Source organism: Actinomadura sp. KC345, assembly GCF_004348515.1.
Taxonomy (GTDB): Bacteria; Actinomycetota; Actinomycetes; order Streptosporangiales; family Streptosporangiaceae; genus Spirillospora.
This window is the reverse complement of sequence record NZ_SMKH01000090.1, coordinates 1-26,399: the sequence shown is the minus strand read 5'-3', so window position 1 is coordinate 26,399 and position 26,399 is coordinate 1. Positions and strand designations below refer to the sequence as shown.

Here is a 26,399-nt window from a genome sequence, read left to right as displayed (position 1 = left end):
GGGGTGGGCGGGTGCCGCACGATCCGCGTCACCCCACGGGTGACGCCGGGCTGCGACCCGACGGAGACTTTAAGTCACCGATTTCGGACATGCATCGACACGTCCGCAACCCACCCTCCACCGTCCCGCGCCATGGCCAGATGGCCATCGGAAGTCTTGCGCCACTCGACGACGCCGACCCGAACGCCTCGGCCGAGCAGGGACGGGTATCTGCGGTACCAAGCTGTCACTAGATGACTCCTTCTCGTTACTTACGTTTCTGCATAACTGTTCAGAACAGGGCCTGGCGTGGAGGAGGAAGATCCAAGTGGGCAAGCATGATGAGAAGAAGGACGGCGATGGCAAGTGGGACAAGCCGGTTCCGCCGCCGGACCCAAAGAACCCGCCAGGAGGCGGCAAGCATGAGAAGGGCGGCAAGTAGGTGGCCGACGCCGCGGAGTTGTCCACCTGGCTGATCAACGAACTCACCGAGGCGGGCGATCTGACGCCCGACTGGCGCGGACCGTTCGGCAAGGTGGCCCGGCACCGGTTCATCCCCGACACGGTATGGGTGGAGGACGACGACCGGCTCGTGCCGGTTGAGCGGGCCGACGACGAGGCTTCGTGGCTGCGGTTGTGCTACGCGAATGACTTCGTGGTCACCCAAGTGGACGACGGTGTCCCGGCCGGGCCGGGACAGGTCGGCCGTGAGATCACCAGTTCCGCGAGCCGCCCGGACGTGGTCGCGCGGATGCTGGCGGCACTGGAGGCCGAACCCGGTATGTCGGTGCTGGAGATCGGCACTGGTACCGGGTGGAATGCCGCTCTGCTGGCCGAACGGCTGGGGGCCGACAGGGTGACCTCGGTGGAGGTGGACCCGGCGGTGGCCGACCGTGCCCGCCGCGTTCTGGGGGATGCGGGTTACAAGCTCACGGTCGCGGCTGGTGACGGTGCATTGGGCTACCCGGAGGCAGGGCCGTTCGACCGTGTGATCGCCACAGTGGCGGCCGACCGGGTGCCCCCGGCGTGGGCGGAGCAAACGCGCCCGGGCGGTCGGGTGTTGGTGCCGTGGACCACCGACTTCCACAACGGCGCGCTGGTGTCGTTCGTCGTGTCACCGGACGCCACGATGCGGGGCCGGATCGTGGGCAACGTGGCCTTCATGCGGCTGCGGTCCCAGCGCGGCAAGCGTGCCTCATTGGACGAGGGTGTGCGAGAGGTGGCAGGAGCACGAAGGTCGTTTACCCGGACGCACCCTTATCCGGTCCTTGGCGAGTACGACGCGTCCCTGGCGATCGGGCTGAAGGTGCCGCGCTGCAAGCTGATCGTCACCCATCACGACAGCGGGACCTACACGGTGTGGCTGGTGGACCCGTGGTCGGGTTCGTGGGCCGGCTTGGACGTCGAGCCGGGAGCGGAGAGGCTCCCGGTCCGGCAGTCGGGCGACCGGGATTTGTGGCAAGAGGTAGAGGACGCCTACCACTGGTGGGACCGACTCGGCTGCCCCACTGCCGACCGGTGGGGCCTGACCGTCGCCCCCGAGGACCAGTACGTCTGGCTCGACACCGAGGAACACCGGATCCACCAGTAGGGTCCAGCCCTCCTTCCACGTGATGTCCGGCGTCCTCGATGGTGAGCGTGTTGACGGCGAGCAAGAGCCCGAGTCCTTGAGGGCCGTGGCTCTCTGCTGGTCGGGGAAGCGTCAGTGCTTCAGGGAGGCGACCAGCTGGGTCCCTGCGGGTCGGTTCCTTGTGCGGGTCAGCGGGTTTTGGCGGTGAAGGCCAGGTGGGTGACGCCGCTGGGGGTGGAGACGGCCTCGATGTCGTAGGCCTCTTCCAGTGATTCCAGGCCGTCCCAGAGGCGGACGCCTCGGCCGAGCAGGACGGGGACCTGGACCACATGCATGTGGTCGACCAGGCCCTCGGTGAGGAAGTCGCGTACCACCGTGGGGCCACCGCCCAGGCGCACGTCCAGGCCACCGGCCGCTTCGCGGGCCGTTTGAAGTGCATCGGCGGGTGAGGCGTCCAGGAAGTGGAAGGTGGTGCCGCCTTCCATCTCGATCGAGGGGCGGGGCCGGTGGGTGAGGACGAAGACCGGCGTGTGGAACGGCGGGTTGGCGCCCCACCAGCCCTTCCAGTCGGGGTCGTCCTGCCATCCGGGTGGGCCGAACTTGCCTGCGCCCATGATCTCGGCGCCGATGCCGGGGCCGTGCATGGCGGCGAAGGCGTGGTCGGCGCCGGTGTCGCCGCCTGGGGCGCCGGTCATCTCGGCCCAGAAGCGGGTGGCGAACATCCACTGGTGCAGGCGTTCGCCGGCGTGGCCGAACGGGTTGCTCAAAGACTGGCCTTCGCCGGTGCCGAAGCCGTCCAGCGAGACCGTGAAGTTGTGGACGCGAACCTTGGACATCAGGGTGCTCCTTCGTTCCGTCGGCGCCGCCGTCCGGCGCCGGTCACCAGAAGGTCGGAGCCGCCCCGGCCGTCTCGACATCACCTCGCCGACTTTTTTCAGATCTCTCGCCGCAGCAAGCACATACCCCGCTCACCAGCGAAAACCTGTCCTGCCGGGGAGAAAGGCGAGGGTGTGCGGCGGTGGCGGATGTCCTCGCGTAGGGCGGCCCTTGGCGACCTTGCCGCCGGACGAGCGGGGCATCCCGTCAACGGGACGAACATGGCGGGCCGAACGGATCCGTTAAGCTCGCGCGCCATGTCGCCTCCGCACACACCCTCCCCTGCGCCGGACGCCGCGGTCATTCGGACCGGCCGTCGTGGCGCGATGATCGGACTTCCCTGTTCCGTCGTCCTTATGGCGATCGGCGCCGTCGGCATCGCCGGCATCGTGGTGGTGGCCACCGGGAACCAGAAGGGGGATTCCACCGTCTGGGGGTTCGCGGGACTCGGCCTCTTGGTGGCCCTCGGGGTTCTCGGCGTCATCTTCTTCGTCCCGATCTGGACGGGCCGCCGCAGCAGGATCCTTGTCGACCACACAGGACTGTGGGTCGAGAACGGGAAACTTCGGAACGTCATCCCCTGGAACGCTCTCGCCGGAGTCTGCCTTTACTGGAGCAAGCTCGGAAGCAGCCAGACGCTCTACTCTCTGGAGCTGTTCCCCACCGGCCCCATCGACCGGGACGACCCGGTTCTGTGGACGCTGGTCCGCGACGAGGAGCCGTTCCGCCCCGGCCTTCCCCGCCTGCGCCACCGCCTCGCCGTCCCCGCCGCAAGCCGGCAGCAGATGGTCGCGGCGGTCCAGCGGTACGCCCCCCGGCTCTGGCTCGGCGAGTCCGAGCGGGCGTCCGGCCACATCGGCCGCCCCGACATCAAGGGCCACCGTGAACGCACCCGCGGCGAGGGCTGACCTCGCTCGGGGCTTCAGGTGGTGAGGCGGTGTCGGATGTCTTTGCGTAGGGCGCCCTTGGCCACCTTGCCGCCGGAGGAACGGGGGAGGGCGTCCATGATGACCAGGCGTTCGGGGTGCCATTCGCGGGAGACGCCGCGTTCGGTGAGGTGCGCCGTCAGGTCGTCCAGGGTGAGGGTCGTGCCCGGACGTAGTTCGGTGTAGACGCAGACGCGTTCGCCGAAGACCTCGTCCGGCATCGCCACGGCGGCGGCGAGTGCGACCGAGGGGTGGGTGCCGACCTCCTCCTCTACGGCGGCGGCGCTGATGTTCTTGCCGCCTCGGATGATCAGATCGGTCAGGCGGCCCACCACGCGCAGGTAGCCCTCGTCGTCGATCTCCACGATGTCGGCCATGAGCATCCAGCCGTCCGGGGTGAACAGCTGCTCGTCGGCCTCCGGGTCGTCGTAGTAGCCGGGGCAGGTCGCGGGGCCGCGGCAGCCGGGCCGACCGGGGCGTCCCGAACCGGTGATGTCGGAGCCGTCGGACGGGTCGAACAGGCGGACCTCCATCTCCGGGATGATCCGTCCGGCGGTGCGCAGGCGGTGCTCGCGGGTGTCGTCCAGGCTGGTGTGGCTGAGCGCGCCCGTCTCGTTCGAGCCGTAGAACTGGAGGACCTTGGCGCCCGTCGCGTCCTCGAAGCGCGCCGCGCGGTCGTAGGGGACGGCCTCGCCGCCGGTGAACATGCAGCGCAGCGAGGTCAGGTCGCGTCGCCGCTCGGCCTGCGCGTTCAGCAGCATGATGAACTGCGTGCTCACGCAGTGCAGGACGGTCACCCGGTGCCGTTCGATCAGGTCGAGCGCGGCGTGCGCGTCGAACCGCTCCATCAGGACCGTGGGGACGCCGAGTGCGGCCGGGGAGAAGTGCGCCGTCCACAGCCCGAAGCCGAACGGGGACGGGACCGCGCCCATGAACACGTCGGACGGGTCCAGCGCCCCCGCGCGGCGGGCCAGTTCGTGGAAGTAGAACCAGCGGTTCTGGGTGTGCGACACGCATTTGGGCAGGCCGGTCGTGCCCGATGTCGAGTTGAGCATGGAGAAGTCGTCGGGGCCGAGTGCGCGGCCGGTGATGTCGGCGTCGCGAGGGCGGTCGGGCACGCCCAGCCGGTCCACGACGACGTGGTGGGTGAGGTCGAGGCCGTCTGTGCGGAGTTCGTCCACCAGGGTTGTGGATGGTCCGCCGCGATGGTCCGCGAGGGTCAGGAGGGCGCGGGAGCCGGTGCGGTCCAGCAGGTGGTGCAGCTCGCGGCGGCCAGCCCGTGCGCCAACGCCGACCAGGATCAGGCCCGACTTCTCCGCGGCCACGGCCGCGACATGCCAGGCCGGGCCGTCCGGGAGCTGTGTCGCGACGCGGTCGCCCGGTGCCAGGCCGAGTGCCGCCAGGTGACGGGCCAGCGTCGTCGAGTTCTCCTCATACGCCGACCAGGTGAGCGTCTCGTCCGGGGTCACGTAGGCGGGGTCGCCGGGACGCTCGGCCGCGTGCCGCCGGACGTGGCCGGCGACGGTCTCCATGCCCCACCAACCGGCGGCCCGGTACGCCGCAACGGTCGCCTCGTCGAAGGGGCCGGTCGCGTAAGGACTGGTCACAGGTGCCTCCCCGGCGTCGCGAGCTGCTCTCGAAGTTAGCAGCGCCGTGAGCATTGTCATAGCTTTCTTTTAAACATAAGATCCCACAGAACACGGCCGGTGGGTGCCCGCTCAGCAGGGGCCGCGGCCGGAAGGAGCGTGATGTCAGCGCAACTGTGGGTCTCGGTCGTCCAGATCGGGTGCTTCTTCGGGCTGGTGGCCCTCGGCTACTACCTCGTCCTCGAAGGAGCCGACTTCTTCAACTTCGCGCTCGGCCCGTTCGCGATGTTCTCCGGCCTCACCGCCTCGTGGCTGATGGCCGAGCGCGGCTGGCCGCTCGGGCTGGCCGCGGTGCTCGGCATCGCGATCGCCGCGGTGCTCGCGGTGGTCACCGAGGTCGCGCTCGTCCGACCGATCGACGCGCGGTCGGGCGGTGGCGAGCTGCCGTCCCTCATCGCGGTGGTCGCGGTGCTGTTCGCGGTCGAGCAGCTCGCCGGCACCCTGTTCGGACGGCAGCTCATGCCGGGCCGGTCATGGCTGCCCGACACGTCCCTCGACCTCGGCTTCGTCACGATCGACGGGCAGACGCTCGTGCTGGTCGCGTGCACGCTGGTCTCGTTCACCGCCGTGTGGCTGTGGATGCGCAAGTCCAAGTACGGGCGCATCCTGCGCGCGGTCGGCAGCAACCGGGAGGCGGCGCGCACGCTGGGGATGCCGGTCGGGCGGGTGCGGCTGGTCGCGTTCGGGCTCGCCGGGCTCGTCGTGGGCCTGGCCGGGCAGCTGTTCTCGGCCAAGGCCGGGGTGAGTTTCCAGTCCGGGTTCGGCTGGGCGCTGTCGGGCTTCCTCGCCATGGTCATCGGAGGCACCGGCTCGGTGTGGGCGCCGCTGGCCGGCGGGCTGCTGCTGGCGATGGCGCAGACCTTCGTCCCCTACTACCTGGGCAGCGCGTCGCTCGACTACGCCGTCCTGGCCGTCGCGATCCTGTTCTTCGCGCTCCGCCCGCAGGGCTTGTTCGTACGGAGGGTCCGGGTATGAGCGAAGCGATGCAGAAGGCGCCGGACGTCGGGGCGTTCGGGTGGGTGCGGTCGGCGGAGACGGCCCGGATCCTCGGGACGTTCGCGCTCACCCTGTGCGTGATCGCGTGGGCGGGCGGCGACCTGTTCCGGCAGGACCTGGCGCTCCTCGGCGCCACCTACGCGCTGCTGGCCCTCGGCATGTACCTGCCGTTCAACCTGGCCGGCGCGCTCTCGCTCGCCTACAGCGCCTACGTGGCGATCGGCGGGTACTCGGTCGGGCTCGTCGCGACGAAGACCGGCTGGCCGCTGCCGGTCGCCTACCTGCTCGGCGCGGTCGCGTCCGCGGTGCTGGCCGTCGCGCTCGGGTTCGCCACCCGGCGGCTGTCCGGCTTCTACCTGGCGGCGGTGACGCTGCTGTTCGGCATGGCGTTCCAGAGCTTCCTCCTGGACGCCGAGGGCATCACCGGCGGGGCGCTCGGCATCGGCTCGATCCGCCCGCTCAGCCTGTTCGGCAACGAGCTGGACAGGCAGACGTTCATCGCCCTCACCCTGCTGATCGTGTGGATCGCCGCGGTGGCCGTGGACCGGATCCGGCGGTCGCCGTTCGGGGTGGCGCTGCAGAGCTCCCGGGACGTCCCGGCCGCCGTGGAGGCCGCCGGGATCAACGTCCCCACGCTCCGGCTGACCGTCCTCGGGGCGGGCGCGGCCATCGCGTCGCTCGGCGGCGGCCTGTTCACCACCGCGAACCTGACGATCGGCCCGGACACGTTCACGCTCCACCTGATCATGCTGGCGATCTTCATGCCGCTGCTCGGCGGCCAGGGGACGGCCTGGGGGCCGGTGCTCGGCGCGATCCTGGTCGTCCAGCTGACCTTCAACCTGCAGATCTTCGAACGCGCCGGATCGCTGATCTTCGGTGTGGCGGTGCTGGCCGTGCTGCTGATCGCGCCCGGCGGGATCCTCGGCTACACCGGGCGCGGCGCGGGATGGCTGCGCGGACGGCTGACGCGCACGAAGGGAGCATGAGATGACCGTCCTGCTGGAGGGCACGGGGCTCGGCAAGAGCTACGGCGGTGTCCACGCGGTCGACGACGTGTCGCTGCGCCTGTCGGAGGGGGAGGTCCTGGGCCTGATCGGCCCCAACGGAGCGGGGAAGACGACGCTCGTCGACCTGCTGGACGGTGCGCAGCCCGCCGACCGGGGGACCCTGTCCCTCAGGGGCCGCAAGCTCGGCGGGCCGCCGTCGCGGCGTGCCCGTGCGGGGCTGGCGCGGACGTTCCAGCACCCGCATCTGGCGCTCGACCTGACCGTCCGCGAGAACGTCCTGCTCGGTGCGGCCGCGCCCAGGCTCGCCGGAGTCGGCGGGCTGCTCGGCGGGCTGGTGGCGGGCGCGTTCCGTCCCGCCGGGGCGCGGTTCGACGGCGTCCTGCACCGCGTCGCGGACGCCCTCGACCTGGGCGACCTGGAGCGCCGCTGCGGCGACCTCACGCTCGGCGAGCAGCGGCTCGTCGAGGTCGCCCGCGCGCTCGCGCAGGAGCCGTCCGTGCTGCTGCTGGACGAGCCGTTCGCCGGCGCCGACTCGGCCGGCATCGCGGCGATCTCCGCGGCGGTCCGCGCGGTCCGGGCCGAGGGCCACGGGATCATCCTGGTCGACCACAACGTGGACATCGTCGCGTCCCTCGTGGACCGGATCATGCTGCTGCGCTCCGGGTCGGTGGTGTTCGACGGCGATCCGGCCGAATGCCTGGCCAGCCCAGAGATGCAGGACGTCTACTTCGGAACCGGCGGTGAGAACCTTGTCGCGTAAGCCTGGGGAAGCGCATGAGCTCACGGTGAGCGGGCTGTCCGTCCGCTATGGCGAGTCGGTGGCCGTCGCGGACGCGTCGCTCACCTTCACCGGGGGCGAGATCAACGCCGTCGTCGGGCCGAACGGCGCGGGGAAGTCGAGCCTGCTGCTCGCCGCGTACGGGTCGGTCGCCGCCACCGGCCGCGTCACGCTGGACGGCGAGGAGATCGGCGGGCTGAGCGCCGCCCGCCGCGCCGCCCGCGGGCTGGCGCTCGTCCCGCAGGGCAGGCAGATCTTCCCGAGGCTGACCGTCCGGGAGAACCTCCAGGTCATGGTCGACACGCTCGGGCTGTCCCGCGGGGAGGTCGAGTCGGCGCTGGACCGCTTCCCGGTGCTGCGGGAGCGGGCGCGGGCGCTGGCCGGGGTGCTCAGCGGCGGCGAGCAGCAGATGCTCGCGGTGTCCCGGGCCCTCATGGGGTCGCCGAAGGCGCTGCTGCTGGACGAGATGTCCACGGGCCTCGCGCCGCTCATCGTCGCCGAGCTGATGGACACCGCCCGGCGGCTCGCCGACGAGGGCACGGTCGTGGTGGTCGTCGAGCCGTCCATCGGCGCCGTCCGGGACCGGCTCGACCGCGGCTACGTGCTGCTGCGCGGCCAGGCGTCCGACCCCGTGGCGGGCGGCCGGGAGCTGGACGCCGCGTACCAGCGGGCGATGGGCGTCACGGTCGCCGGAAGGCCCGAGGAAGCGGTACGGCAGGCCGTTCCGCCGCAGAACCAACTCCGTTGACTTGCGGCGTGTTGTTGTTTCGGCAACCCGGATGACAACAACACGCCGCAAGTCAACGAGGTACTCGACAGCTGAGAGGATTGGACGGTGGAGGACTCTAGGGCGCCGGAGCCGCGTGCGCAGATGCGCCAGCCGCGGGTGGCGGACCTGCTCGCCGACACCCTGCGGGCGCGGATCCTGCGCGGCGAGCTCCCCGACGGGAGCCTGCTGCCCAAGCAGTCCGATCTGCTGGCGGAGTTCGGGGTCAGCAAGCTCGCCGCCCGGGAGGCGCTGCGCATCCTGGAGACGGAGGGGCTGATCACCGTCCGGCGCGGCAACACCGGCGGGTCGGTCGTGCACGCGCCGAAGCGCGACAGCGTCGCCTACATGCTCGCGCTCGTCCTGGAGTCCCGGCAGGCCGCGCTGCCCGACGTGGGGTTCGCGCTCCAGCAGATCGAGCCGTTCTGCGCCTCGCTCTGCGCGCAGCGCCCCGACCGGCACACCGCCGTCGTGCCCGAGCTGCGCCGCGCCCACGAGAGCCTCGTGGACGCGGTCGAGACCGGTGACGAGAAGCGCGCGACGCCGGCGTCCCGCGAGTTCCACGAGGCGATCGTCCGGCTCTGCGGCAACGAGACGCTGTTCGTCGTGGCCGGTGCGCTGGAGACCCTGTGGACGGCGCAGGAGAGCAGCTGGTCCGAGCACGCGACCCGCGGCGGCTTCTTCCCCGAGCCCGCGCTGCGCAGGCAGGCCCTCGACGAGCACGCCCAGGCCCTCGACCTCATCGAGGAGGGCGACGCCGACGGCGTGGCCCGGCTGCTGCGCGGCCACCTGCGGACGGCGCAGAAGTACCCGATGACGGGCGTCAGCGAGGAGCAGCGCGTCGAGGCGGCCCTCCTGCGGCCCCTCGTGCAGCCGGCCGAGCATTTCTGACTTACTTACCATGTGGTAGAAAATGGGGATGACGGAGAAGATCGTCCCCCTTCCGCAGCGCGTGACACCATCCGGCGGGGAGGTGCTGCGGCTCGGGTCCGCTCCGCGTGTCGCGGTGCCGTCCGAGAGCCTGCGTGAGCTGGGCGAGGTCGTCGTTGATCTGCTTCGGAGACTCCACAGGGTCGAGCCGGTTCTGGTCGTCGGCGGCGAAGGCGATCTGACGCTGGGGCTCACCCAGGAGCCACCGGACGCGGACATCGCCGGTGTCCAGGGGATCGATCCGCTGGACGAAGACCACCCTTCCAGGGAGGTGTACGGGCTCGACGTGCGGGAAGACGGCGCCGCCGTGACCGCTTCCTCGGCCGAGGGGTTGTTCCGGGGCGCGACCACGTTCGCGCAGTTGCTCCGTCCGGAGGCGGGCGGCGGGTTCACGGTGCCCGGGGTCCGGATCGTGGACGGGCCGGCGATGGCGTGGCGCGGGCTGTCCCTGGATGTCGTCCGGTGCTTCTTCACGGTGGAGCAGGTCAAGAAGGTCATCGACCTGCTGGCGTTGTACAAGTTCAACGTCCTGCACCTGCACCTGTCCGACAGCCAGGCGTGGCGGCTGGAGATCGCGGGATGGCCGCGTCTCACCGGCGGCGGGTCGACCGGCGCGGACGACCTCCCGTCCTACACGCGGGACGACTACCGGGAGATCGTCGGCTACGCGGCGGCGCGGTTCATCACGGTCGTTCCCGAGCTGGACATGCCCGGCCATGTGCTCGCGGCCGTCCGCGCCTACCCGGAGCTGCGGGGGGACGGGGAGCCGCCGCACAAGTGGCTGGCCTATCTCGATCCGCGTGCCGAGGTGACGTTCCGGTTCGTCCGGGACGTGCTCGGGGAGCTCGCCGCCCTCACGCCCGGCCCGTACCTGCATGTCGGCGGCGACGAGGCGTTCGGCATGCCGGAGGAGCTGTACGGGGAGTTCGTCGCGCGGGCGCTGGAGATCGCGCGGGCGACCGGGAAGAAGGTCGTGGGCTGGCAGGAGACCGCCCGGTCGGGCGCGCTGACTCCGGCGGACGTGGCGCAGGCGTGGATCGGGGCCGGCGACGAGTTCGATCTCGATGCCGCCCGCGCGAAGACCCCGGCCGAATACCATCCGCTGCTCGACATCGTCGCGGAGACCTTCGCCCGGTCGGCGGGCGACGTCCCGGCGGCCGTCGCCGCGGGCGTGCCCGTGCTGGCGTCGGCGAGCAGCGTCATGTACCTCGACCGCCGGTACGCCGAGGGTTCGCTGCGGGCCGGGCAGACCGCCCGGCGCACGGAGGTCGGCCACGACTCCTACACGCCGCGTACCTGCCGCGAGCTGTTCGACTGGGCTCCGGGCACGCTGACCGAGATCCCGGACGGGGCGCGCCTCGCGGGAGTCGAGGCCGCGATCTGGTGCGAGACCGTCGAGGACTTCGACGATCTCGTGTTCCTCCTGCTGCCCCGCCTGCCGGGCATCGCGGAGAAGGCGTGGACCCCGTCGCGCACGGACTGGGACGCCTACCGCGGTCGTGTCGCGGCACATGCCCACTGGTGGGACCGGCTCGGCCTGGACGGGTACTACCGCTCCGCGGAGGTGTTCGGCCCGTAGGACGCCGCCCGCATCAGGTCCCGCGTGTAGGGGTGCCGCGGCCGGGACGTCACCTCGGCCGCCTCGCCCGTCTCGACGATCTCGCCCTCGTGGACGACCGCCACCCGGTGGCTCACGACGCGGATCACGGCCAGGTCGTGCGACACGAACAGGTAGGCGACGCCCGTCTGCTCCTGAAGCTCCAGGAACAGGTCCAGGACGGTCCTCTGCGTCGTGAGGTCGAGCGCCGACACCGGCTCGTCGCACACGATCAGCTTCGGGCCGATCGCGAGAGCGCGGGCGATGGCCACCCGCTGCCGCTGCCCGCCCGAGAACTCGCGCGGCAGCCGCCCGGCGGCGTCGGACGGGAGCCGGACCCGGTCGAGCAGGTCCACGACCCGGCGGCGCGCGGCGGCCTTGCCGAACCCTTGCGCCAGCAGCGGTTCGGAGAGCGTGTCGCCGATGGTCAGCGACGGGTTGAGCGACGTGTACGGGTCCTGGAAGACGACCTGGATGTCGCGGCTCAGTTCTCGGCGGCGTCTGGCCGCCGCCCGCTCGATCCGCTCTCCCGCGAACGTGATCGTCCCCGCCCGGACGGGGGCCAGCCCGAGGATCGCCCGCCCGATCGTCGTCTTGCCCGACCCCGACCCGCCGACGAGCCCGAGCGTCTCACCGGGGCGGACGTGCAGTGAAACGCCTTGGAGCACCTCGTTGCGGGGGGTGCGGCGGCCTTTGCCGGGGAACGAGACCCGCAGGCCGTCGACCGCCAGCAGCGCGTCTGTGCCGGTCGCGATGTCGTCGGTCACGGTACCTCGCCTTTCGGGGGCTGCCAGGGGTCGCGCGCCGGCGCGTCGTCCAGGACGGCGTCGAGCAGCCGCCGGGTGTACGGGTCGCGGGGATCATCGAGGACCCGCCCGGACGGGCCGGTCTCGACGATGCGCCCGTCGTGCATGACGGCGACGCGGTCGCACAGGTCGGCGACGACGCCGAGGTCGTGGGTGACGAGCAGGACGCCGAGGCTCCGTTCCCGCTGCAGCCGCCGCAGCAGACCGAGCACCTCCGCCTGCACCATGACGTCCAGCGCCGTGGTCGGCTCGTCGGCGATCAGGAGTGCCGGATCGCACGACATCGCGCCCGCGATGAGGACGCGCTGCGCCATACCGCCGGAGATCTCGTGCGGGAACAAGCGGAACGTCCGCTCCGGATCGGCGATCTCCACGGTCCGCAGCAGGTCGAGCGCCCGGTGCCTCGCCTCCGCCCGCGAGATGCCGAGCTTGTACCGCATCGGCTCCATGAGCTGGGCGCCGACCGTGAAGGACGGATCGAGGTTGCTCATCGGCTCCTGCGGGACATAGGCGACGACCTCGCCGCGCAGCTCCCGGTGCCTCCGCTCGGGCAGGCCGACGATCTCCCGCCCGCCGCCGACGACGCTGCCGCCGCTGACGTGCCCGCCCTCGGGGAGGATGCCGAGGATCGAGAAGGCCGTCTGCGTCTTGCCCGAGCCGGACTCGCCGACCAGCCCGACGATCTCGCCCTCGCGCACGTCGAGGTCCACGCCGTGCACGACTTCCTTGGCGGTCCCGTCCGGCATCGCGTAGGACACCGACAGCCCGCGTACCGACAGCAGCGCGGTCCCGGCCGCGTCCGTGCCCGTCTCGTCCGTGCTCGTCTCGCCTGTGCCCGTCTCGCCTGTGCCCGTCTCGCCCGTGCCCGTCTCGCCTGTGCCCGTCTCTTCCGTGCCCGGCGGGACGGTGACGGTCGTGGAGCGCCGGGGGCGGCGGGACGGGGACGTCCCGCGGTCCTCCAGCGCGTCCCGCAGCGCCCCGACGAGCAGGACCAGGGACGCGCTGGTCAGGCCCAGCGCCAGCCCTGGCCACACGATCATCGACGGGGCGCGTTCCATGTTCGTGAACGCCTCGTTGAGCATCGCGCCCCAGGTCGGGGTGTCGCCGCTGCCGATGCCGAGGAACTCCAGGCCCGCCTGCAGCCCGATCGCGAGCCCGGCGACGAGCGCGGTCTGGATGATGATCGGCGCCCGCACCACGATCAGGACGTGCCGCGCCACGATCCGCAGGTCGGTGAGGCCCGACACCCGCGCCGCGTCCACGTACGACTCGCCCCGGACCCCGGCGACGATGCCGCGCACCAGCCGGAAGAAGCTCGGGGAGACCAGCACCCCGAGGATCACCATCAGCACCCACACGGTCTCGCCGAGGATGGCGCGGGACGCGAGCAGCACCACCATCGCCGGCAGCGCCATCACGAGGTCGGCCGTCCAGTTCGCCGCCGTGTCGAACCGGCCGCCGCGGTAGCCCGCCACCAGCCCGGACGGCACCCCGAGGCCGAGCGCGACCAGCAGCGCGATCACCGCCCCGCCGAGGGTGTTGCGGCCGCCGTGCAGGATCCGCGACAGGACGTCCCGCCCCGCCGAGTCGAAGCCGAGCGGGTGCCCGGCGCGGGGACCGGTGAACGAGTCGCGCAGGTTCGCGGCGGACGGGTCCTGCGGGCTGAGCACCGGCGCGAGGACCACCGCCGCCACGATCACCAGCAGCACCGCCGCGGAGATCACTCCGAGCGGGTTGCGCAGCAGCCGCCGCACGGCGCCCGCGCCGCGTCCCGTCCCGCTCACGCCCGTCCCGCTCATGCGCGTCTCGCCTTCGGGTTCAGCCAGCCGATCAGCACGTCCACCAGCAGGTTGATCGCGATCACGCCGAGCACGGTGACCATGACCAGCGCCATGATCACGGGAATGTCGCCGCGGGTGGTGTAGGTGACGGTCATGCTCCCGATGCCCGGCAGCCCGAAGATCTGCTCCACCAGGACGGCGCCGCCGAGCAGCCCGACGAACTGGAGGCCGAGGACGGTCAGCGCCGGTGCGGCGGCGTTGCGCAGGACGTGCCGGAACAGGATCCGGTACGGCGGCAGGCCCCGCGCCCGCAGCGTCCGGACGTAGTCCTGCCGCAGGACGTCGATCACCGCGCCCCGTACCTGCTGGGAGACGCCCGCGATGCCCGCGATCGACAGGGACGCGATCGGCAGGGTCACCGTGGACAGCCACCCGGACGGCGACTCGGTGAAGCCGGTGTAGCCGATGGCGGGGAACCAGCGCAGCCGCACCGCGAACACCAGGACGATGATCAGGGTGACGAGGAAGCCCGGCAGCGCGTACCCGGCGACGCCGAGTACCTGCACGAACCGGTCGACCGGACCGCGCCGGACGCCCGCCCACATCCCGAGCAGCAGGGAGAGCACGGCCGTGACCAGCGTGACGCCGACCATCAGGCTGATCGTGACCGGCAGCCGGGTTCCGATGGCCCGCACGACGTCCTCACCCGTGAACCAGGACCTCCCGAAGTCGCCCCGGACGGCGTGCGCGAGCCAGTCGGCGTACTGGACGAGGACGGTCCGGTCCAGCCCGAGTTCGGTGTTCTTGGCGTCGACGAGGTCCTGGGACGCCTGGCCCCCGAGGATCTGGCGGCCCACGTCGTTGTCCGGGATCGACAGCAGCAGGTAAGCCAGGACGGAGATCACGAACAGGAGCACCGCCCCCGACGCGGTTCTGCGTGCGACGAACCGTGTCACTTCGCCGGCGCGTAGTTGTAGACGGACGGCACGGCCATGCCCGCCTGCGGCGTGATCTTCACTGAGCCGTCCGACACGTGCAGGTAGCTCATCCGGTAGAAGGGCACGAACCAGGCGTCCTTGACCAGGTGCTCGTTGAGCGCGCGCAGGTCCGCCTTCGCCTTGCCGGCCGACGTCGCCTGGATCTCGGGCAGCAGCCTGCTCACCGTGCCGTCGGTCGTGCCGAACATGTTGCCGACGCCGGGCAGGACGAGCCCGCCGATGGTGACCCAGTCGTCGGGCGACTGCCCGATGTTCATCACCATCGCGGAGTACTCGCGGTCGGTGTAGATCTTCTGGATCTGCGACGGGTCGATGACGTCCCAGACCACCTTCACTCCGATGGCCTTGAGGTCGGACTGGAGCGAGGAGGCGAGGGCGTCGGGGACGATCGCCGTGATGCGCGGGAGCTTGAGGGTGAACCCGTCCGCGTGCCCGGCCTGCTTGAGCAGTTCGCGGGCCTTGGCGGGGTCGTGCGCGTAGTAGGTGTCGAGCCGCTTGTCGTAGGCGGCGGTCTGGGGCCCGAACACTTGGCTGGTGATCTCGCCGCGTCCTTGGCGCAGTTTGTCCAGCATCGTCGTGCGGTCGATCGCGTGGTTCAGTGCCTGCCGGACGCGGGCGTCGCCGAGTTCGGGCGTGATCTTGCCGTCGCGGTCGAACAGCAGCAGGCCCTGGAAGTCGAACTCCTGCTCGGCCCCCTGGACCTTCGGGTCCGACTCGATCCGGGTCTGCTGGTCGGCGTCCTGGAGCAGCGCGGCGTTGATCTGGCCCGTCTTGATCCCGTTGACGATCGCGGTCTCGTTGTCGAAGTACCGGAACGTGATCTCGTTGTAGGGGAGGCGGGTGCCCCAGTACCGCTCTGCGCGCTGGTAGACCCACCTGGTGCCGATGGCCGTCCGCTGCGAGTCGAGGTCGTAGGGGCCGGTGCCGTCCGGCTTGGTCTTCAGCGGGTCGCCGGGCTTGCCGAAGCCGGCCGGGTTGGCCATCAGCCCGGCGGCGTCGCTGAGGTAGTAGAGCATCGCGGGGTTGGGCTGGGCGAGGTGCAGGGTCACGTGCGTGCCGTCGACCACCTCGATCTTCTCGACGTCCTGCAGCGTCTTGGCCGAGGCGCCCGTCCCCTTGGCGAAGCGCTCCATGTTCGTCTTCACCGCCGCCGCGTCGAACGGGGAGCCGTCGTCGAACTTCACGTCGCCGCGCAGCGTGAGCTTCAGCTCGGTGCGGTCGTCGTCGTACGCCCACTCGGTGGCGAGCATCGGGCTGAAGGTCCCGTCCGGCTCGCGCTTGATCAGGGTGTCGTACACCGCCTGGTAGAAGGGGAGCGCGCTGCCGGTGGCGTCCTTGGGGTCGAGGCTCTGCGGGAGCGTCAGGGTGGCGATGTCGAGCGTGGTGTCCCCGCCGGCCTCGCCGCCGGAGCCGGCGCATCCCGTCAGGGCGGTCGCGGTGACGCAGGCCGCGAGGAGGGCGGCTCCCCTGATGATCTTCTTCATGGAGCAACTCCGTCGAGGTCTCGGCCAAGATTTCCGGCGAGCATACATGTGGAACTAACCACGTGGTAGGTTTTGTGGAACGAAAAATTAACCAGTTGGTAGGTTTCGCGTCCGTTCGGGAGGAAGGCGCAGGCCGTACCGTTGGCGTCGGCGCCGGAACGCGCGCCGCCGACGGTCCCGACGTGCCCGGGAACGCCGGAGATCCCAGAGAGGCCGCTCAATGACCGAACCGACCCCGGCCGGACAGACCCCGCGCAGGCCGACCAAAGGCCAGCGGACCCGTGCGAGCATCCTCGACTCGGCGGCCGAACTGTTCTCCAAGTCGGGGTTCCACGCGGTGTCGATCCGCGACATCGCCGCCCACGCCGGACTGACCCACGCGGGGCTGCTGCATCACTTCCCCGGCAAGGAGTCCCTGCTGATCAAGGTGCTCGGACGACGGGACCGGGTGGACGCGCAGCTGCTGTTCGCCCCCGGCGTCGAGGAGCGTCCGGAGGAACTGCTCGGCATCGTGGTCGGCTTCGTCTGGCGCAACATGCAGACGCCCGGCCTCGTCGGCCTGTACGTGAAGATCTCCGGTGAGGCCGCCGATCCCGAACACCCGGCGCACGACTACTTCGTCCAGCGCTACCGGCTTCTCCGCGAACGGCTGACGCAGGCGTTCACGGCGCTGTTCGCCCAGGCCGACCCGCCGCTGGCGCACGCCCCGGAACTCGTCGCCGGGCAGCTCCTCGGGCTGATGGACGGGCTGCAGACGCAGTGGCTCCTGGAGCCTGACGCGGTGGACATGCACGCCTCCGTCGTCGCCTTCGTCCGCCAGCTCGGCCTCACCATCGACCTCGCACCCAAGGAACCGAATGACGCAGCCTGAGCCCGTGTCTCCTGACGAGTCCGCTGCCGAGTCCGCGCCGGCGACCGTTGACGGGCTGACGCTCGAGGAGAAGGCGTCGCTCACGTCCGGCGCCGGCACCTGGCGCACGACCGCCGTCCGGGACGTGGTGCCCGCCGTCCGGCTCGGCGACGGCCCGCACGGCATCCGCCGGCAGACCAAGGGGTCGGGGGACGCGCTCGGACTCGACGACAGCGTCCCCGCCACCTGCTTCCCGCCGGCCGTCGCGCTCGGCTCGTCCTGGGATCCCGGGCTGGCGCGACGGGTGGGCGCGGCCATCGCCCGGGAGGCGTCCGCCCTCGGTGTCGACGTCGTCCTCGGCCCCGGGATCAACATCAAGCGCTCACCGCTGTGCGGCCGCAACTTCGAGTACTTCTCCGAGGACCCGCACCTGACCGGGGTCATGGGCGCCGCCGTCGTCACCGGCATCCAGTCGCTCGGAATCGGCGCGTGCGTCAAGCATTTCGCGGTCAACAACCAGGAGACCGACCGCATGCGGGTCAGCGCCGACGTGGACGAGCGGACGCTCCGGGAGATCTACCTGGCGGCGTTCGAGCACATCGTGCGCGAGGCCGGGCCCTACGCGGTGATGTCGTCCTACAACAAGATCAACGGAGTGTACGCGAGCGAGAACCACTGGCTGCTGACCGAGGTCCTGCGCGGTGAGTGGGGGTTCGACGGGCTCGTCGTCTCCGACTGGGGCGCCGTCAACGACCGCGTCGGGGCCCTCGCCGCGGGGCTCGAGCTGGAGATGCCGCCGACCCGCACCGACCAGGAGATCGTGGACGCCGTCCGGGCGGGCCGCCTGGACGAGTCGACGGTGACGCGGGCGGCAGGACGGCTCCACACGCTCACCCGGCGGGTCGCGGCGGCCGAGCGGTTCGACGACTGGGACGTCGGCGTGCACCACGAACTGGCCAGGGAGGCGGCACGCGGTTCGGCGGTGCTGCTGAAGAACGAGCGTGCCGTCCTGCCGCTGGACCCGGCGGCGCAGCGCATCGCCGTGGTCGGCGAGTCGGCCCGGAGCCCGCGCTATCAGGGGCACGGCAGCTCCCAGATCGTCCCGACGAGGCTGGATTCGCCCTGGGACGCGCTGAGCGCGGCCGGGATCGCGACGTTCGCCGCCGGATACCGGCTGGACGGCGCACCGGACGAGCCGCTGAAGCGGCAGGCGGCCGAGGCCGCGGCGGCGTGCGACGTGGCCGTGGTGTTCCTGGGCCTGCCGGACGAGGCCGAGTCCGAGGGATTCGACCGGACGTCCATCGACCTGCCCGGCGTGCAGGTCGAGGTGCTGCGCGCGGTCGCGCGTGCGTGCCCGCGGGTCGTCGTCGTGCTGTCCAACGGCGGTGTCGTGTCGGTCGCGGACTGGGAGGCCGACGCGGACGCGATCCTTGAGGCGTGGCTGCCCGGCCAGGCGGGCGGCTCGGCGATCGCCGACCTGCTGCTGGGCGTGTGCAGCCCGTCCGGCCGCCTCACCGAGACGATCCCGAATCGGCTCGCGGACGTCCCGTCCCACCTGCACTTCCCCGGCGCGGACGGCCACGTCGTCTACGGCGAGGGCCGCTACGTCGGCTACCGGTACCACGACACACTCGGGACGGATGTCGCGTACCCGTTCGGCCATGGCCTGACCTATACGCGGTTCGAGTACTCCGACCTGGCCGTCCGCGAGACGGGCACGAACGAGTGGGCCGTGGAGTGCGCCGTGGCCAACGCCGGTGAGCGGGCCGCGGCCGAGGTCGTCCAGCTCTATGTGGCCTTCGACGAGGAACCGCCGTCCCGTCCCCGGCACGAGCTGCGCGGCTTCGCCAAGGTCGAGCTCGAGCCGGGAGCCGCGACACGCGTCGCGTTCGCCGTCTCCGCGCGCGACATCGCGTGGTGGTCGGCGGCGCGCGGCGGCTGGCGGATCGACCCGGGCGGGTTCGCGGTGGAGGTGGGCGCGTCGTCCCGCGACATCCGGCTCCGCGCCGAGCTGACCACCGCCGGTGACGGGCACGTCGACGTCCTCGGGCGGATGTCCACACTCGGTGAATGGCTCGACCATCCGGTCGGTGGCCGGGTGCTGAGGACGCGGCTCCCGAAGCTGTCGGCGGTGACCGGGATGGCCGAGCGTTCACCGGCGCTGTTCGAACTGGCCCGGAGCATCCCGCTGGCGAAGTTCGGCACGTTCGACATCGGCCTGACCCCCGAGGTCGTGGACGACCTGATGGCGGCGGCCGCCACCGGTCAGGGGAGCTGAGCCGCCCGGCCGGAGGCGACGTCGCCGAGCCACCCGGCACTCGGCTTGACCGTCCGCGCGAACGTGGCCCGGTCGACGGCGACGAGCCCGAACGTCGGCTCGTAGGTGCCCCACTCGTAGTTGTCGAGCAGCGACCAGTGCAGGTAGCCGCGGACGTCGACGCCGTCCTCGATCGCCTCGCGCAGCCCGGTCAGCGCGCCCCGCGTGTACTCGACGCGCTCGTCGTCGTCGGCGGTCGCGATGCCGTTCTCGGTCACCAGGATCGGCACGCCCGGGATGCGGGCCGCCGTGTGCCGGACGGCGTTGCCGAGCGCCGCCGGGTAGAACTCCCAGCCGTTCATGGTGCGGCGGGCACCGTCCGGAACGGGCAGCGCGCCGTCCCGGCCGATCCGCACCCGGGTGTACGCCTGCACGCCGACGAAGTCGTCGGACGCGGCCGCGTCGAGGAATTGGTCCTCCCGCGACCAGGCCCATTCCGCGCACTCGGCGTCGGCGCCGCCGACCGCCTCGAAGTTCTGGATCGCGATCGTCCACCCGGAGCAGAACCCGCCGAGCTCCTCGCGGGCGGCACGGTGCGCGGCGATCGGCCCGTCGGCCATGGCCTGGTCCGGCGGCGGCATCGCACCCGCGACGTTCTCCTCCCGCTTCTCCGCCTTCATCATGCTCGCCATCATCGCGAGCATGTTCGGCTCGTTGATCGTGCAGACCCAGTCGACGCCGTCCAGGATCGGCAGGACGGCCCGCACATAGCGCCGGAACCGCTCGACCGCCTCCGGAGCCGTCCAGCCACCGGCCTTCTGGAACCACAGCGGGCTGGTGAAATGGTGCAGCGTCACCACCGGAGTCAGGCCGCGCTCCAGGCAGCCCTCGATCACCCGGCGGTAATGCGCCAGCTCGGCGAGCGAGACACGGCCCTCGGCGGGCTCCACACGCGCCCACTCGACACTGAACCGGTGAGCGTTGAAACCAAGGCCCTTCACGATGTCGAGGTCCTCCCGCCACCGGTGGTAGGAGTCGCAGGCGTCCCCGCTCCGCTCGGGCAGGAACCCGCCGGGCCGGTTCTCCAGAGCCCAGAAGTCGCTGGCCACGTTGTTGCCCTCGGTCTGGTGCGCGCTGGTGGACGCGCCCCAGAGAAACCCTTCCGGATAGTTGCGCACCCTGCCTCCTCCTCGGTGGACTGGATCAGGGCCAAAACCTACCACTTGGTAAGCTTTCACCCGTCGATGTCCCCGGACGGCGTCCGGCCACCGGCGGGCGGCCCCGAGGCATGGGCCCTCTACCTGGGGTTTCCGCGGGCTTTCCATGGGCACGTGAGTGACCGTTGCTATGACGCGTCGTTCCATGCTCAGGGGGTACTGGAGATGGCCCAGGGGTGGTACGGGTCTGGGGGCATGGACCCGTTCGAGGAGATGCTCGCCAGGTTCTTCGGGGCTCGGGCGCAGCGGCGGCCGACGGAGCGGATCAGTATCGCGCGGCTGATGAGCGAGCCCGCGCGGGAGCTGGTGCGGGACGCGGCCACGCAGGCGTCGCAGTGGGGGAGCGTCGACCTGGACACCGATCACCTGCTGTGGGCGGCGACGCGGCAGCAGGGCACCCGGCACTGGCTGGAGCGGGCCGGTGCCGACCCGGACAAGATCAAGGGTGAGATCGAGGAGCACGTCCAGCAGGGCGAGCCGCGGGACGTGCCGCCCGAGCTGACGCCTTCGGCCAAGCGCGCGCTGCTGGATTCGCACCAGGTGTCGCGGGCCCTGGGGTCGTCCTATATCGGGCCTGAGCATCTGCTGTTCGCGCTGGCGCTCGACCGCGGTTCGGGTGCGGGGCGGATTCTGGACGCCGAGCACGTGACGCCGGACTCGCTGCAGTCGGCGGCGTCCGGCGGGGGCCAGCAGCCGCCCGGCGGAGGCGGTGGCGGCGGGCAGGCGACCGGTACGCCGACGCTCGACGAGTTCGGCCGCGACCTGACCGCGCTCGCGCGGGAGGGCCGGATCGACCCGGTCATCGGGCGCGAGGACGTGATCGAGGAGACCGTCGAGGTGCTGTCGCGGCGCACCAAGAACAACCCGGTGCTGATCGGCGACCCGGGTGTCGGGAAGACCGCGATCGCCGAAGGGCTCGCGCAGCGGATCGTGGACGACGGCCTCCCGGAGACGCTGCGGGGCAAGCGGGTCGTGCAGCTCGACCTCGGCGGGGTCGTCGCCGGCACCCGCTACCGGGGGGACTTCGAGGAGCGGCTGAAGAAGGTCGTGGACGAGATCCGCGAGAACGCCGACGAGCTGATCGTCTTCATCGACGAGGTCCACACGATCGTGGGCGCGGGCGCCGGGGAGGGCTCGATGTCGGCGGGCACCATGCTGAAACCGCCGCTGTCCCGCGGTGAGCTGCATGTCGTCGGCGCCACGACGATCGACGAGTACCGCCGCAACATCGAGAAGGACGCCGCGCTGGAGCGCCGGTTCCAGCCGATTCTCGTGCCGGAGCCCAGCGTCGGCGACAGCGTCGAGATCATGCGCGGCCTCCGCGACCGGTACGAGGCGCACCACCAGGTGCGGTTCACGGACGAGGCGCTGATCGCGGCCGTGGACCTGTCCAACCGCTACCTGACCGACCGGTTCCTGCCGGACAAGGCGATCGACCTGATCGACCAGGCCGGCGCCCGCGTCCGGCTGCGGTCGGGGACGCGCGACGGCGGCCGCCGCGAGCTGGAGGAGCGCCTCGACCGGCGGCGCAGGGAGAAGGACCAGGCCGTCGCCGACGAGGACTACGAGAAGGCGTCCGAGCTCCGCGACGAGATCGCCCGGCTGGAGAAGGACATCGCGGCCATCCGGGACAATGGCGGGCCCGTCACGGTCCCCGAGGTGACGACCGAGGACATCGCCGAGGTCGTCTCGCGGATCTCCGGCGTCCCCGTCACCCAGCTCACCCAGGCGGAGCGCGAGCGGCTGGCCAGGCTCGAACAGCACCTGCACGGGCGGGTGATCGGGCAGGAGGACGCCGTCGCCGCGGTCGCGCGGGCCGTCCGGCGGTCCCGCGCGGGCATGGGCGACCCGGACCGCCCGATCGGCGGGTTCCTGTTCCTCGGCCCGACCGGCGTCGGCAAGACCGAGCTGGCCAAGGCGCTCGCCGAGGCGCTGTTCGGCAGCCGCGACCGGCTGGTCCGGTTCGACATGAGCGAGTTCCAGGAGCGGCACACGGTGAGCCGGCTGATGGGCGCGCCGCCCGGATACGTCGGCTACGAGGAGGCCGGGCAGCTCACCGACGCAGTCCGGCGGCAGCCGTACTCGGTGATCCTGCTGGACGAGATCGAGAAGGCGCACCAGGACGTCTTCAACGTGCTGCTCCAGCTTCTCGACGACGGCCGCCTCACCGACGCGCAGGGGCGCACCGTCGACTTCCGCAACACCGTGGTCATCATGACCAGCAACCTCGGCTCCGAGCTGATCACCGGCCGGACCGAGATCGGCTTCGGGACGCCCGGCGGTGAGGGCACCGCGCTCCGCGACCGGATCATGCGCGTCCTGCGCGAGTCGTTCCGGCCCGAGTTCCTCAACCGGATCGACGAGATCATCGTCTTCCAGCGGCTGGAGGCCGGGCAGCTCCGCCAGATCACGGATTTGCTGCTGGACGAGACACGCCGCAGGCTCCGCGCGCAGGACGTCGACGTCACCTTCACCACCGAGGCGGTCGACTGGCTCGCCGAGCGCGGCTACCAGCCCGAGTTCGGCGCCCGCCCGCTGCGCCGCACGATCCAGCGGGAGGTGGACGACCGGCTCTCCGACCTGCTGCTCGCCGGCGACCTGCGGCACGGCAACCACGTCGAGGTCTCCGCGGTGAACGGCGGCCTGGAGTTCCATCTCATCGCCGAGGGCGAACGGGTCTGAGGGCGGAAACGTCAGGGGTTACAGTCCATTCCGTGACTGTTAAGCTCACCGGCTCGCTGCGGCTCCCCGACGGAACGCGGGTCCGTGGACGCGGCCTGCGCAACCCCGCCCCGGACGGGCCGGCGCCCGACTTCGGCCTGTACCTGGGAACCCCGAAACTCCGGCGCCGCCACGAAGCGGAGCTGAGCTGGCCGTCCGCGTGGATCGAGTGGCCGGACTTCCGGCTTCCCCGCGACCGGGACGAGGCCGTCCGGCAGATCCGGGCGCTGCACGAGCGGGCCCGTTCCGGTGAGTCCGTCGAGGTCGCCTGCGGAGGCGGCGTCGGACGCACCGGAACGGTCATCGCGTGCCTCGCCGTGCTGTCCGGCGTCGACCCGGCCGAGGCCGTGTCCTGGGCCCGCGAGCACCACCACCCGCGCGCCGTGGAGACCCCCTGGCAGCGCCGCTGGGTGGCCCGCTTCCCGGCCGGCTGACCAGCGGGTCAGGAACCGGCGGCGGGCTTGAGCCGGTAGGACAGCAGGACGATGCCGGACGGGAACGTCCTCGTCTCGACGACGTCGAACATCGCCTGAGGCGCGCCCTCCCGGAACAGGAGGCCGTCGCCCCCGCCCTTCCCGACGAAGAACGGGTGGACCCACAGCCTCAGCTCGTCGAGCAGGCCGTGCTCCATGAGCGTGTGCGACAGCCTGCCGAACCCGTACTGGACGATGTCGCCGCCGGGCCCGGCCTTCAGCCGGGAGATCTCGGCGGGGACGTCGCCGCGGATGATGGTGCTGTTGTCCCAGTGGGCCTTGTCCGCGGTGGACGAGACCATGTACTTGCGCATGGCGTTGATCTTGTCGGTGTACGGGTCGCCGGAGCGGCCCCGCCACACCGAGGCGAAGCTGTCGAAGGTGTGCCGGCCGAGCAGCACGGCGTCGCAGCCGAGCAGCAGCTCGGTCTGCGCGCCGGATTCGCCGGGCCCGTCCAGTGACGGCCAGTCCTGCGGGTCCTGGACGACCCCGTCGATCGAGACGAACGTCGAGTTGATGATGCGTCGCATGAGGTGCTCCGATCTGGGTTTTCGCGGCGTTGGAACCCGCGTGCCACCACCCTGCTCGGGGGGCCTCAGGCGGACATCCGTGCCGCCACTGAGAGACCACGGATTCCTCGGATCCGGCACACTGTCGTCCGTGACGCACGGACGGCCCGTCGAGATATCCAGGCGTGAGGCGGAGGTTCTCGCGGCCATCGGCGCGCGGCTGTCCAACGCGCAGATCGCCGGGCGGCTGCACATCTCCGTCCGGACGGTCGAGAGCCACATCTCGTCGCTCCTGCGCAAGTACGGCGTGACCGACCGGTGGGCCCTCGCCGACGAGGCGAGCCGCGGCACCCCGCCGCCCGGCCACCTGGCGGGCGTCCCGGCCGCCCGCACGGCGTTCTTCGGCCGTGCCCGAGAGACGGAGCTCGCCCTCGGCCTGCTCCAGGAGGCGCGCCTGGTGACCCTGCTGGGCCCCGGCGGCATCGGCAAGACGCGCCTGGCCGCCGTGGTCGCCGAAGCGGCCGCGCCCTCCTTCCCGCTGGGCGGCGCGTTCGTCGACCTCGTTCCGGTGCGCGAGGGGTACGTCGCGCAGGCGGTGGCGTCCGCGCTCGGCGCCACCGAGCGGCCCGGCCAGGTGCTGGAGGACGCCATCGCCCAGCGCCTCGGCCGCGGACGGTCGCTGCTCGTCCTGGACAACTGCGAGCATCTCGTGGACGCCGTCGCCGCCTTCACCGACCGGCTGCTGTCGGCCTGCGCCACCGTCACCGTCCTGACCACCGGCCGGGAGCGTGTCGGCCTCCCGGGCGAGCGCACCGTCCCGGTGCCGCCGCTGCCGCTGGACTCCGACGCCGAGCGGCTCTTCCTCGACCGGGCGTCCGCCGCCGACCCCGCCTTCGGCGCCGCCCGCGCCGACGTCGCCGAACTCTGCCGCCGCCTGGACGGGATGCCGCTGGCCATCGAACTGGCGGCGGCGCGCAGCGCGTCGCTCGGCGCCGCCGGGCTGCTGTCCGCGCTGGACGACGTCCTGCGGCTGCTGACCGGCGGGCGCGGGCCGGTGGAGCGGCACCGGTCCCTGCGCGGCGTGCTCGGCTGGAGCCACGACCTGCTCACCGAGGACGAGCAGGCGCTGTTCCGCCGCCTCTCGGTGTTCGCCGGCGGGTTCGACCTGGCGGCGGCCGCGGCGGTCGCGCCCGGCCCCGGCCCCGGCGCGGTCGCCGACCTGCTCGGGCGGCTGGTCGACAAGAGCCTGGTCGCGCGCTCCGGGGAGGGGCGGTGGCGGCTGCTGGAGACGGTCCGGGCGTTCGCCGCCGAGAGGCTGGAGGCGTCCGCCGAGACCGGCGCGGTCCGGCAGCGGTACCTGCGGTGGGCCGCCGCGACCGGCGCCGACCTGGAGGCCAGGCTGGGCGGCGACCCGACCGGAGACTGGCGCGGCGACTTCGACGCCGTCGCCGACGACCTGCGCTCCGCCCTCGCCGGCGCACCGCCCGGACGCGCGGCCGTGCCGCACCGGCTGGCCCGGTCGCTCGCCCATCTGGCCTACGCCCGGCGGTTCCTGCGCGAGGTCCCCGGCCACTACGAGGAGGCCGCCCGGCGGGCCTCGACCCCGGACGAGGCGGCGCTCGACCTGCGGAACGCCGCGGACGCGGCCCACGCGCTGATCGACACCGGCCGGTCGTTCGAGCTCCTGCTCGCCTCGGCGGAGCAGGCCCGCGCGGCGGGCGACGGCGACGCGCGGGCGGTCGCCCTCGCCTTCGCCGTGGCGACCGCGGAGCGGCACCCGTCCGGCTTCGACACCGAGATCCCCCACCGGCGCCTGCGGGAACTCCTCGACCTCGCCGCGTCCGTGGGCGATCCCGGCGACAGGCTCGTGGCCGCCCACCTCGCCGCCGCCCGCGCCTGGAACCACCGCGAGGAGAAGGTCACCCCGGAACCGTCCCTGATCGGCGCCGCCGTGGCCGCCGCCCGCGCGACCGGCGACCCGGTCCTGATCTGCGCGGCCCTCGACGCGTCCGGCATCGCCGCGCTCACCGCCGGCCGCTTCCGGGAGGCGCACCGGATCGCCGCCGAGCGGGTCGGCCTCCTCGCCGCGATGCCCCGCGACGTCCCGTACCCGGCGCCGGAGATCACCGACACGTTCCACATGGCGGCGAGCTGCGCGGTCGCCGCCGGGGACCTGCCCGCCGCGCTGTCCACGGCGCGGCTCGCCGCGGCCGACGACCTGATCGGCGACCG

Annotated in this window: 21 protein-coding genes; 13 read left to right on the top strand and 8 right to left on the bottom strand. The window is 71.9% G+C overall.

Translation table 11 applies throughout. The features are described 5' to 3' along the window. Positions 1 to 421: 421 nt before the first annotated feature. Positions 422 to 1,570, top strand: a complete 1,149-nt coding sequence (locus tag E1281_RS17195; protein ID WP_243717047.1) for a methyltransferase domain-containing protein — start codon at positions 422 to 424, stop codon at positions 1,568 to 1,570. A gap of 167 nt (positions 1,571 to 1,737) precedes the next feature. Here E1281_RS17195 and E1281_RS17190 read toward each other — a convergent pair whose 3' ends face one another. Beyond that, positions 1,738 to 2,385 carry a dihydrofolate reductase family protein gene (locus E1281_RS17190; protein ID WP_131879358.1) on the bottom strand — a complete coding sequence of 216 codons (648 nt, stop codon included), beginning with the start codon at positions 2,383 to 2,385 and terminating at the stop codon, positions 1,738 to 1,740. A 396-nt stretch (positions 2,386 to 2,781) separates the two neighbouring features. On the opposite strand from E1281_RS17190, the gene E1281_RS17185 reads away from it, so the two are divergent. Then, positions 2,782 to 3,333, top strand: coding sequence for a hypothetical protein (locus tag E1281_RS17185; protein WP_207943321.1), 552 nt, complete (start codon positions 2,782 to 2,784; stop codon positions 3,331 to 3,333). A gap of 14 nt (positions 3,334 to 3,347) precedes the next feature. Here the strand turns inward: E1281_RS17185 and E1281_RS17180 are convergent, their stop codons facing one another. Further along, entirely contained in the window at positions 3,348 to 4,958 is a 1,611-nt protein-coding gene (locus tag E1281_RS17180; RefSeq protein ID WP_207943320.1) for a class I adenylate-forming enzyme family protein, read from the bottom strand. A 141-nt stretch (positions 4,959 to 5,099) separates the two neighbouring features. Between E1281_RS17180 and E1281_RS17175 the strand changes: the two genes are divergently transcribed. From E1281_RS17175 to E1281_RS17150, 6 genes are all read left to right on the top strand, one after another. Continuing rightward, entirely contained in the window at positions 5,100 to 5,972 is an 873-nt protein-coding gene (locus tag E1281_RS17175) for a branched-chain amino acid ABC transporter permease (RefSeq protein WP_207943319.1), read from the top strand. Continuing rightward, positions 5,969 to 6,979, top strand: coding sequence for a branched-chain amino acid ABC transporter permease (locus E1281_RS17170; protein ID WP_131879350.1), 1,011 nt, complete (start codon positions 5,969 to 5,971; stop codon positions 6,977 to 6,979). The genes E1281_RS17175 and E1281_RS17170 overlap by 4 nt, the downstream gene beginning before the upstream one ends. 1 nt (position 6,980) lies before the next feature. Then, positions 6,981 to 7,760 carry an ATP-binding cassette domain-containing protein gene (locus E1281_RS17165; protein ID WP_131879348.1) on the top strand — a complete coding sequence of 260 codons (780 nt, stop codon included), beginning with the start codon at positions 6,981 to 6,983 and terminating at the stop codon, positions 7,758 to 7,760. Positions 7,761 to 7,785: 25 nt separating this feature from the next. Next, a complete protein-coding gene (locus E1281_RS17160; protein WP_207943318.1) occupies positions 7,786 to 8,526 on the top strand; it encodes an ATP-binding cassette domain-containing protein in 741 nt (246 codons plus the stop codon). Between the two features lie 87 nt (positions 8,527 to 8,613). Beyond that, positions 8,614 to 9,435: an FCD domain-containing protein gene (locus tag E1281_RS17155; protein ID WP_207943317.1), complete on the top strand. Its 822-nt coding sequence runs from the start codon at positions 8,614 to 8,616 to the stop codon at positions 9,433 to 9,435. 28 nt (positions 9,436 to 9,463) lie between these two features. After that, on the top strand, positions 9,464 to 11,053 hold the full coding sequence (locus tag E1281_RS17150) for a family 20 glycosylhydrolase (RefSeq protein ID WP_165958973.1): 1,590 nt from the start codon (positions 9,464 to 9,466) through the stop codon (positions 11,051 to 11,053). Here E1281_RS17150 and E1281_RS17145 read toward each other — a convergent pair. The 4 genes from E1281_RS17145 to E1281_RS17130 are packed head-to-tail and all read right to left on the bottom strand — an operon-like array spanning position 11,023 to position 16,140. Then, positions 11,023 to 11,838, bottom strand: a complete 816-nt coding sequence (locus E1281_RS17145; RefSeq protein WP_131879342.1) for an ATP-binding cassette domain-containing protein — start codon at positions 11,836 to 11,838, stop codon at positions 11,023 to 11,025. The genes E1281_RS17150 and E1281_RS17145 overlap by 31 nt on opposite strands. Next, positions 11,835 to 13,676: a dipeptide/oligopeptide/nickel ABC transporter permease/ATP-binding protein gene (locus tag E1281_RS17140; RefSeq protein ID WP_131879340.1), complete on the bottom strand. Its 1,842-nt coding sequence runs from the start codon at positions 13,674 to 13,676 to the stop codon at positions 11,835 to 11,837. Before E1281_RS17140 ends, E1281_RS17145 begins: the two co-directional genes overlap by 4 nt. Next, entirely contained in the window at positions 13,673 to 14,614 is a 942-nt protein-coding gene (locus E1281_RS17135) for an ABC transporter permease (protein ID WP_131879338.1), read from the bottom strand. Before E1281_RS17135 ends, E1281_RS17140 begins: the two co-directional genes overlap by 4 nt. Continuing rightward, a complete protein-coding gene (locus E1281_RS17130) occupies positions 14,611 to 16,140 on the bottom strand; it encodes an ABC transporter substrate-binding protein (protein WP_131879336.1) in 1,530 nt (509 codons plus the stop codon). Before E1281_RS17130 ends, E1281_RS17135 begins: the two co-directional genes overlap by 4 nt. Positions 16,141 to 16,360: 220 nt before the next feature. On the opposite strand from E1281_RS17130, the gene E1281_RS17125 reads away from it, so the two are divergent. Together E1281_RS17125 and E1281_RS17120 are read left to right on the top strand one after the other, a co-directional pair. Further along, the gene (locus E1281_RS17125; RefSeq protein WP_131879334.1) at positions 16,361 to 17,011 is read left to right on the top strand and encodes a TetR/AcrR family transcriptional regulator; all 651 of its coding nucleotides are present in this window, start codon (positions 16,361 to 16,363) and stop codon (positions 17,009 to 17,011) included. Positions 17,012 to 17,015: 4 nt separating this feature from the next. Further along, entirely contained in the window at positions 17,016 to 19,268 is a 2,253-nt protein-coding gene (locus E1281_RS17120) for a glycoside hydrolase family 3 C-terminal domain-containing protein (RefSeq protein WP_243717045.1), read from the top strand. Here the strand turns inward: E1281_RS17120 and E1281_RS17115 are convergent. Continuing rightward, entirely contained in the window at positions 19,256 to 20,425 is a 1,170-nt protein-coding gene (locus E1281_RS17115; RefSeq protein ID WP_165958972.1) for a family 1 glycosylhydrolase, read from the bottom strand. The genes E1281_RS17120 and E1281_RS17115 overlap by 13 nt on opposite strands. Before the next feature lie 204 nt (positions 20,426 to 20,629). Here E1281_RS17115 and E1281_RS17110 point away from each other — a divergent pair, with 204 nt between their 5' ends. Together E1281_RS17110 and E1281_RS17105 are read left to right on the top strand one after the other, a co-directional pair. Continuing rightward, complete coding sequence (locus tag E1281_RS17110) at positions 20,630 to 23,146, top strand: ATP-dependent Clp protease ATP-binding subunit (RefSeq protein WP_131879360.1); 2,517 nt, start codon at positions 20,630 to 20,632, stop codon at positions 23,144 to 23,146. A gap of 32 nt (positions 23,147 to 23,178) precedes the next feature. Further along, a complete protein-coding gene (locus E1281_RS17105; RefSeq protein ID WP_131879328.1) occupies positions 23,179 to 23,619 on the top strand; it encodes a protein-tyrosine phosphatase family protein in 441 nt (146 codons plus the stop codon). An 8-nt stretch (positions 23,620 to 23,627) separates the two neighbouring features. Here the strand turns inward: E1281_RS17105 and E1281_RS17100 are convergent, their stop codons facing one another. Next, complete coding sequence (locus E1281_RS17100; protein ID WP_131879326.1) at positions 23,628 to 24,188, bottom strand: dihydrofolate reductase family protein; 561 nt, start codon at positions 24,186 to 24,188, stop codon at positions 23,628 to 23,630. 130 nt (positions 24,189 to 24,318) lie between these two features. Here E1281_RS17100 and E1281_RS17095 point away from each other — a divergent pair. After that, positions 24,319 to 26,399: LuxR C-terminal-related transcriptional regulator (locus tag E1281_RS17095; protein ID WP_165958971.1), on the top strand; the 2,081-nt coding region annotated here is incomplete at its 3' end.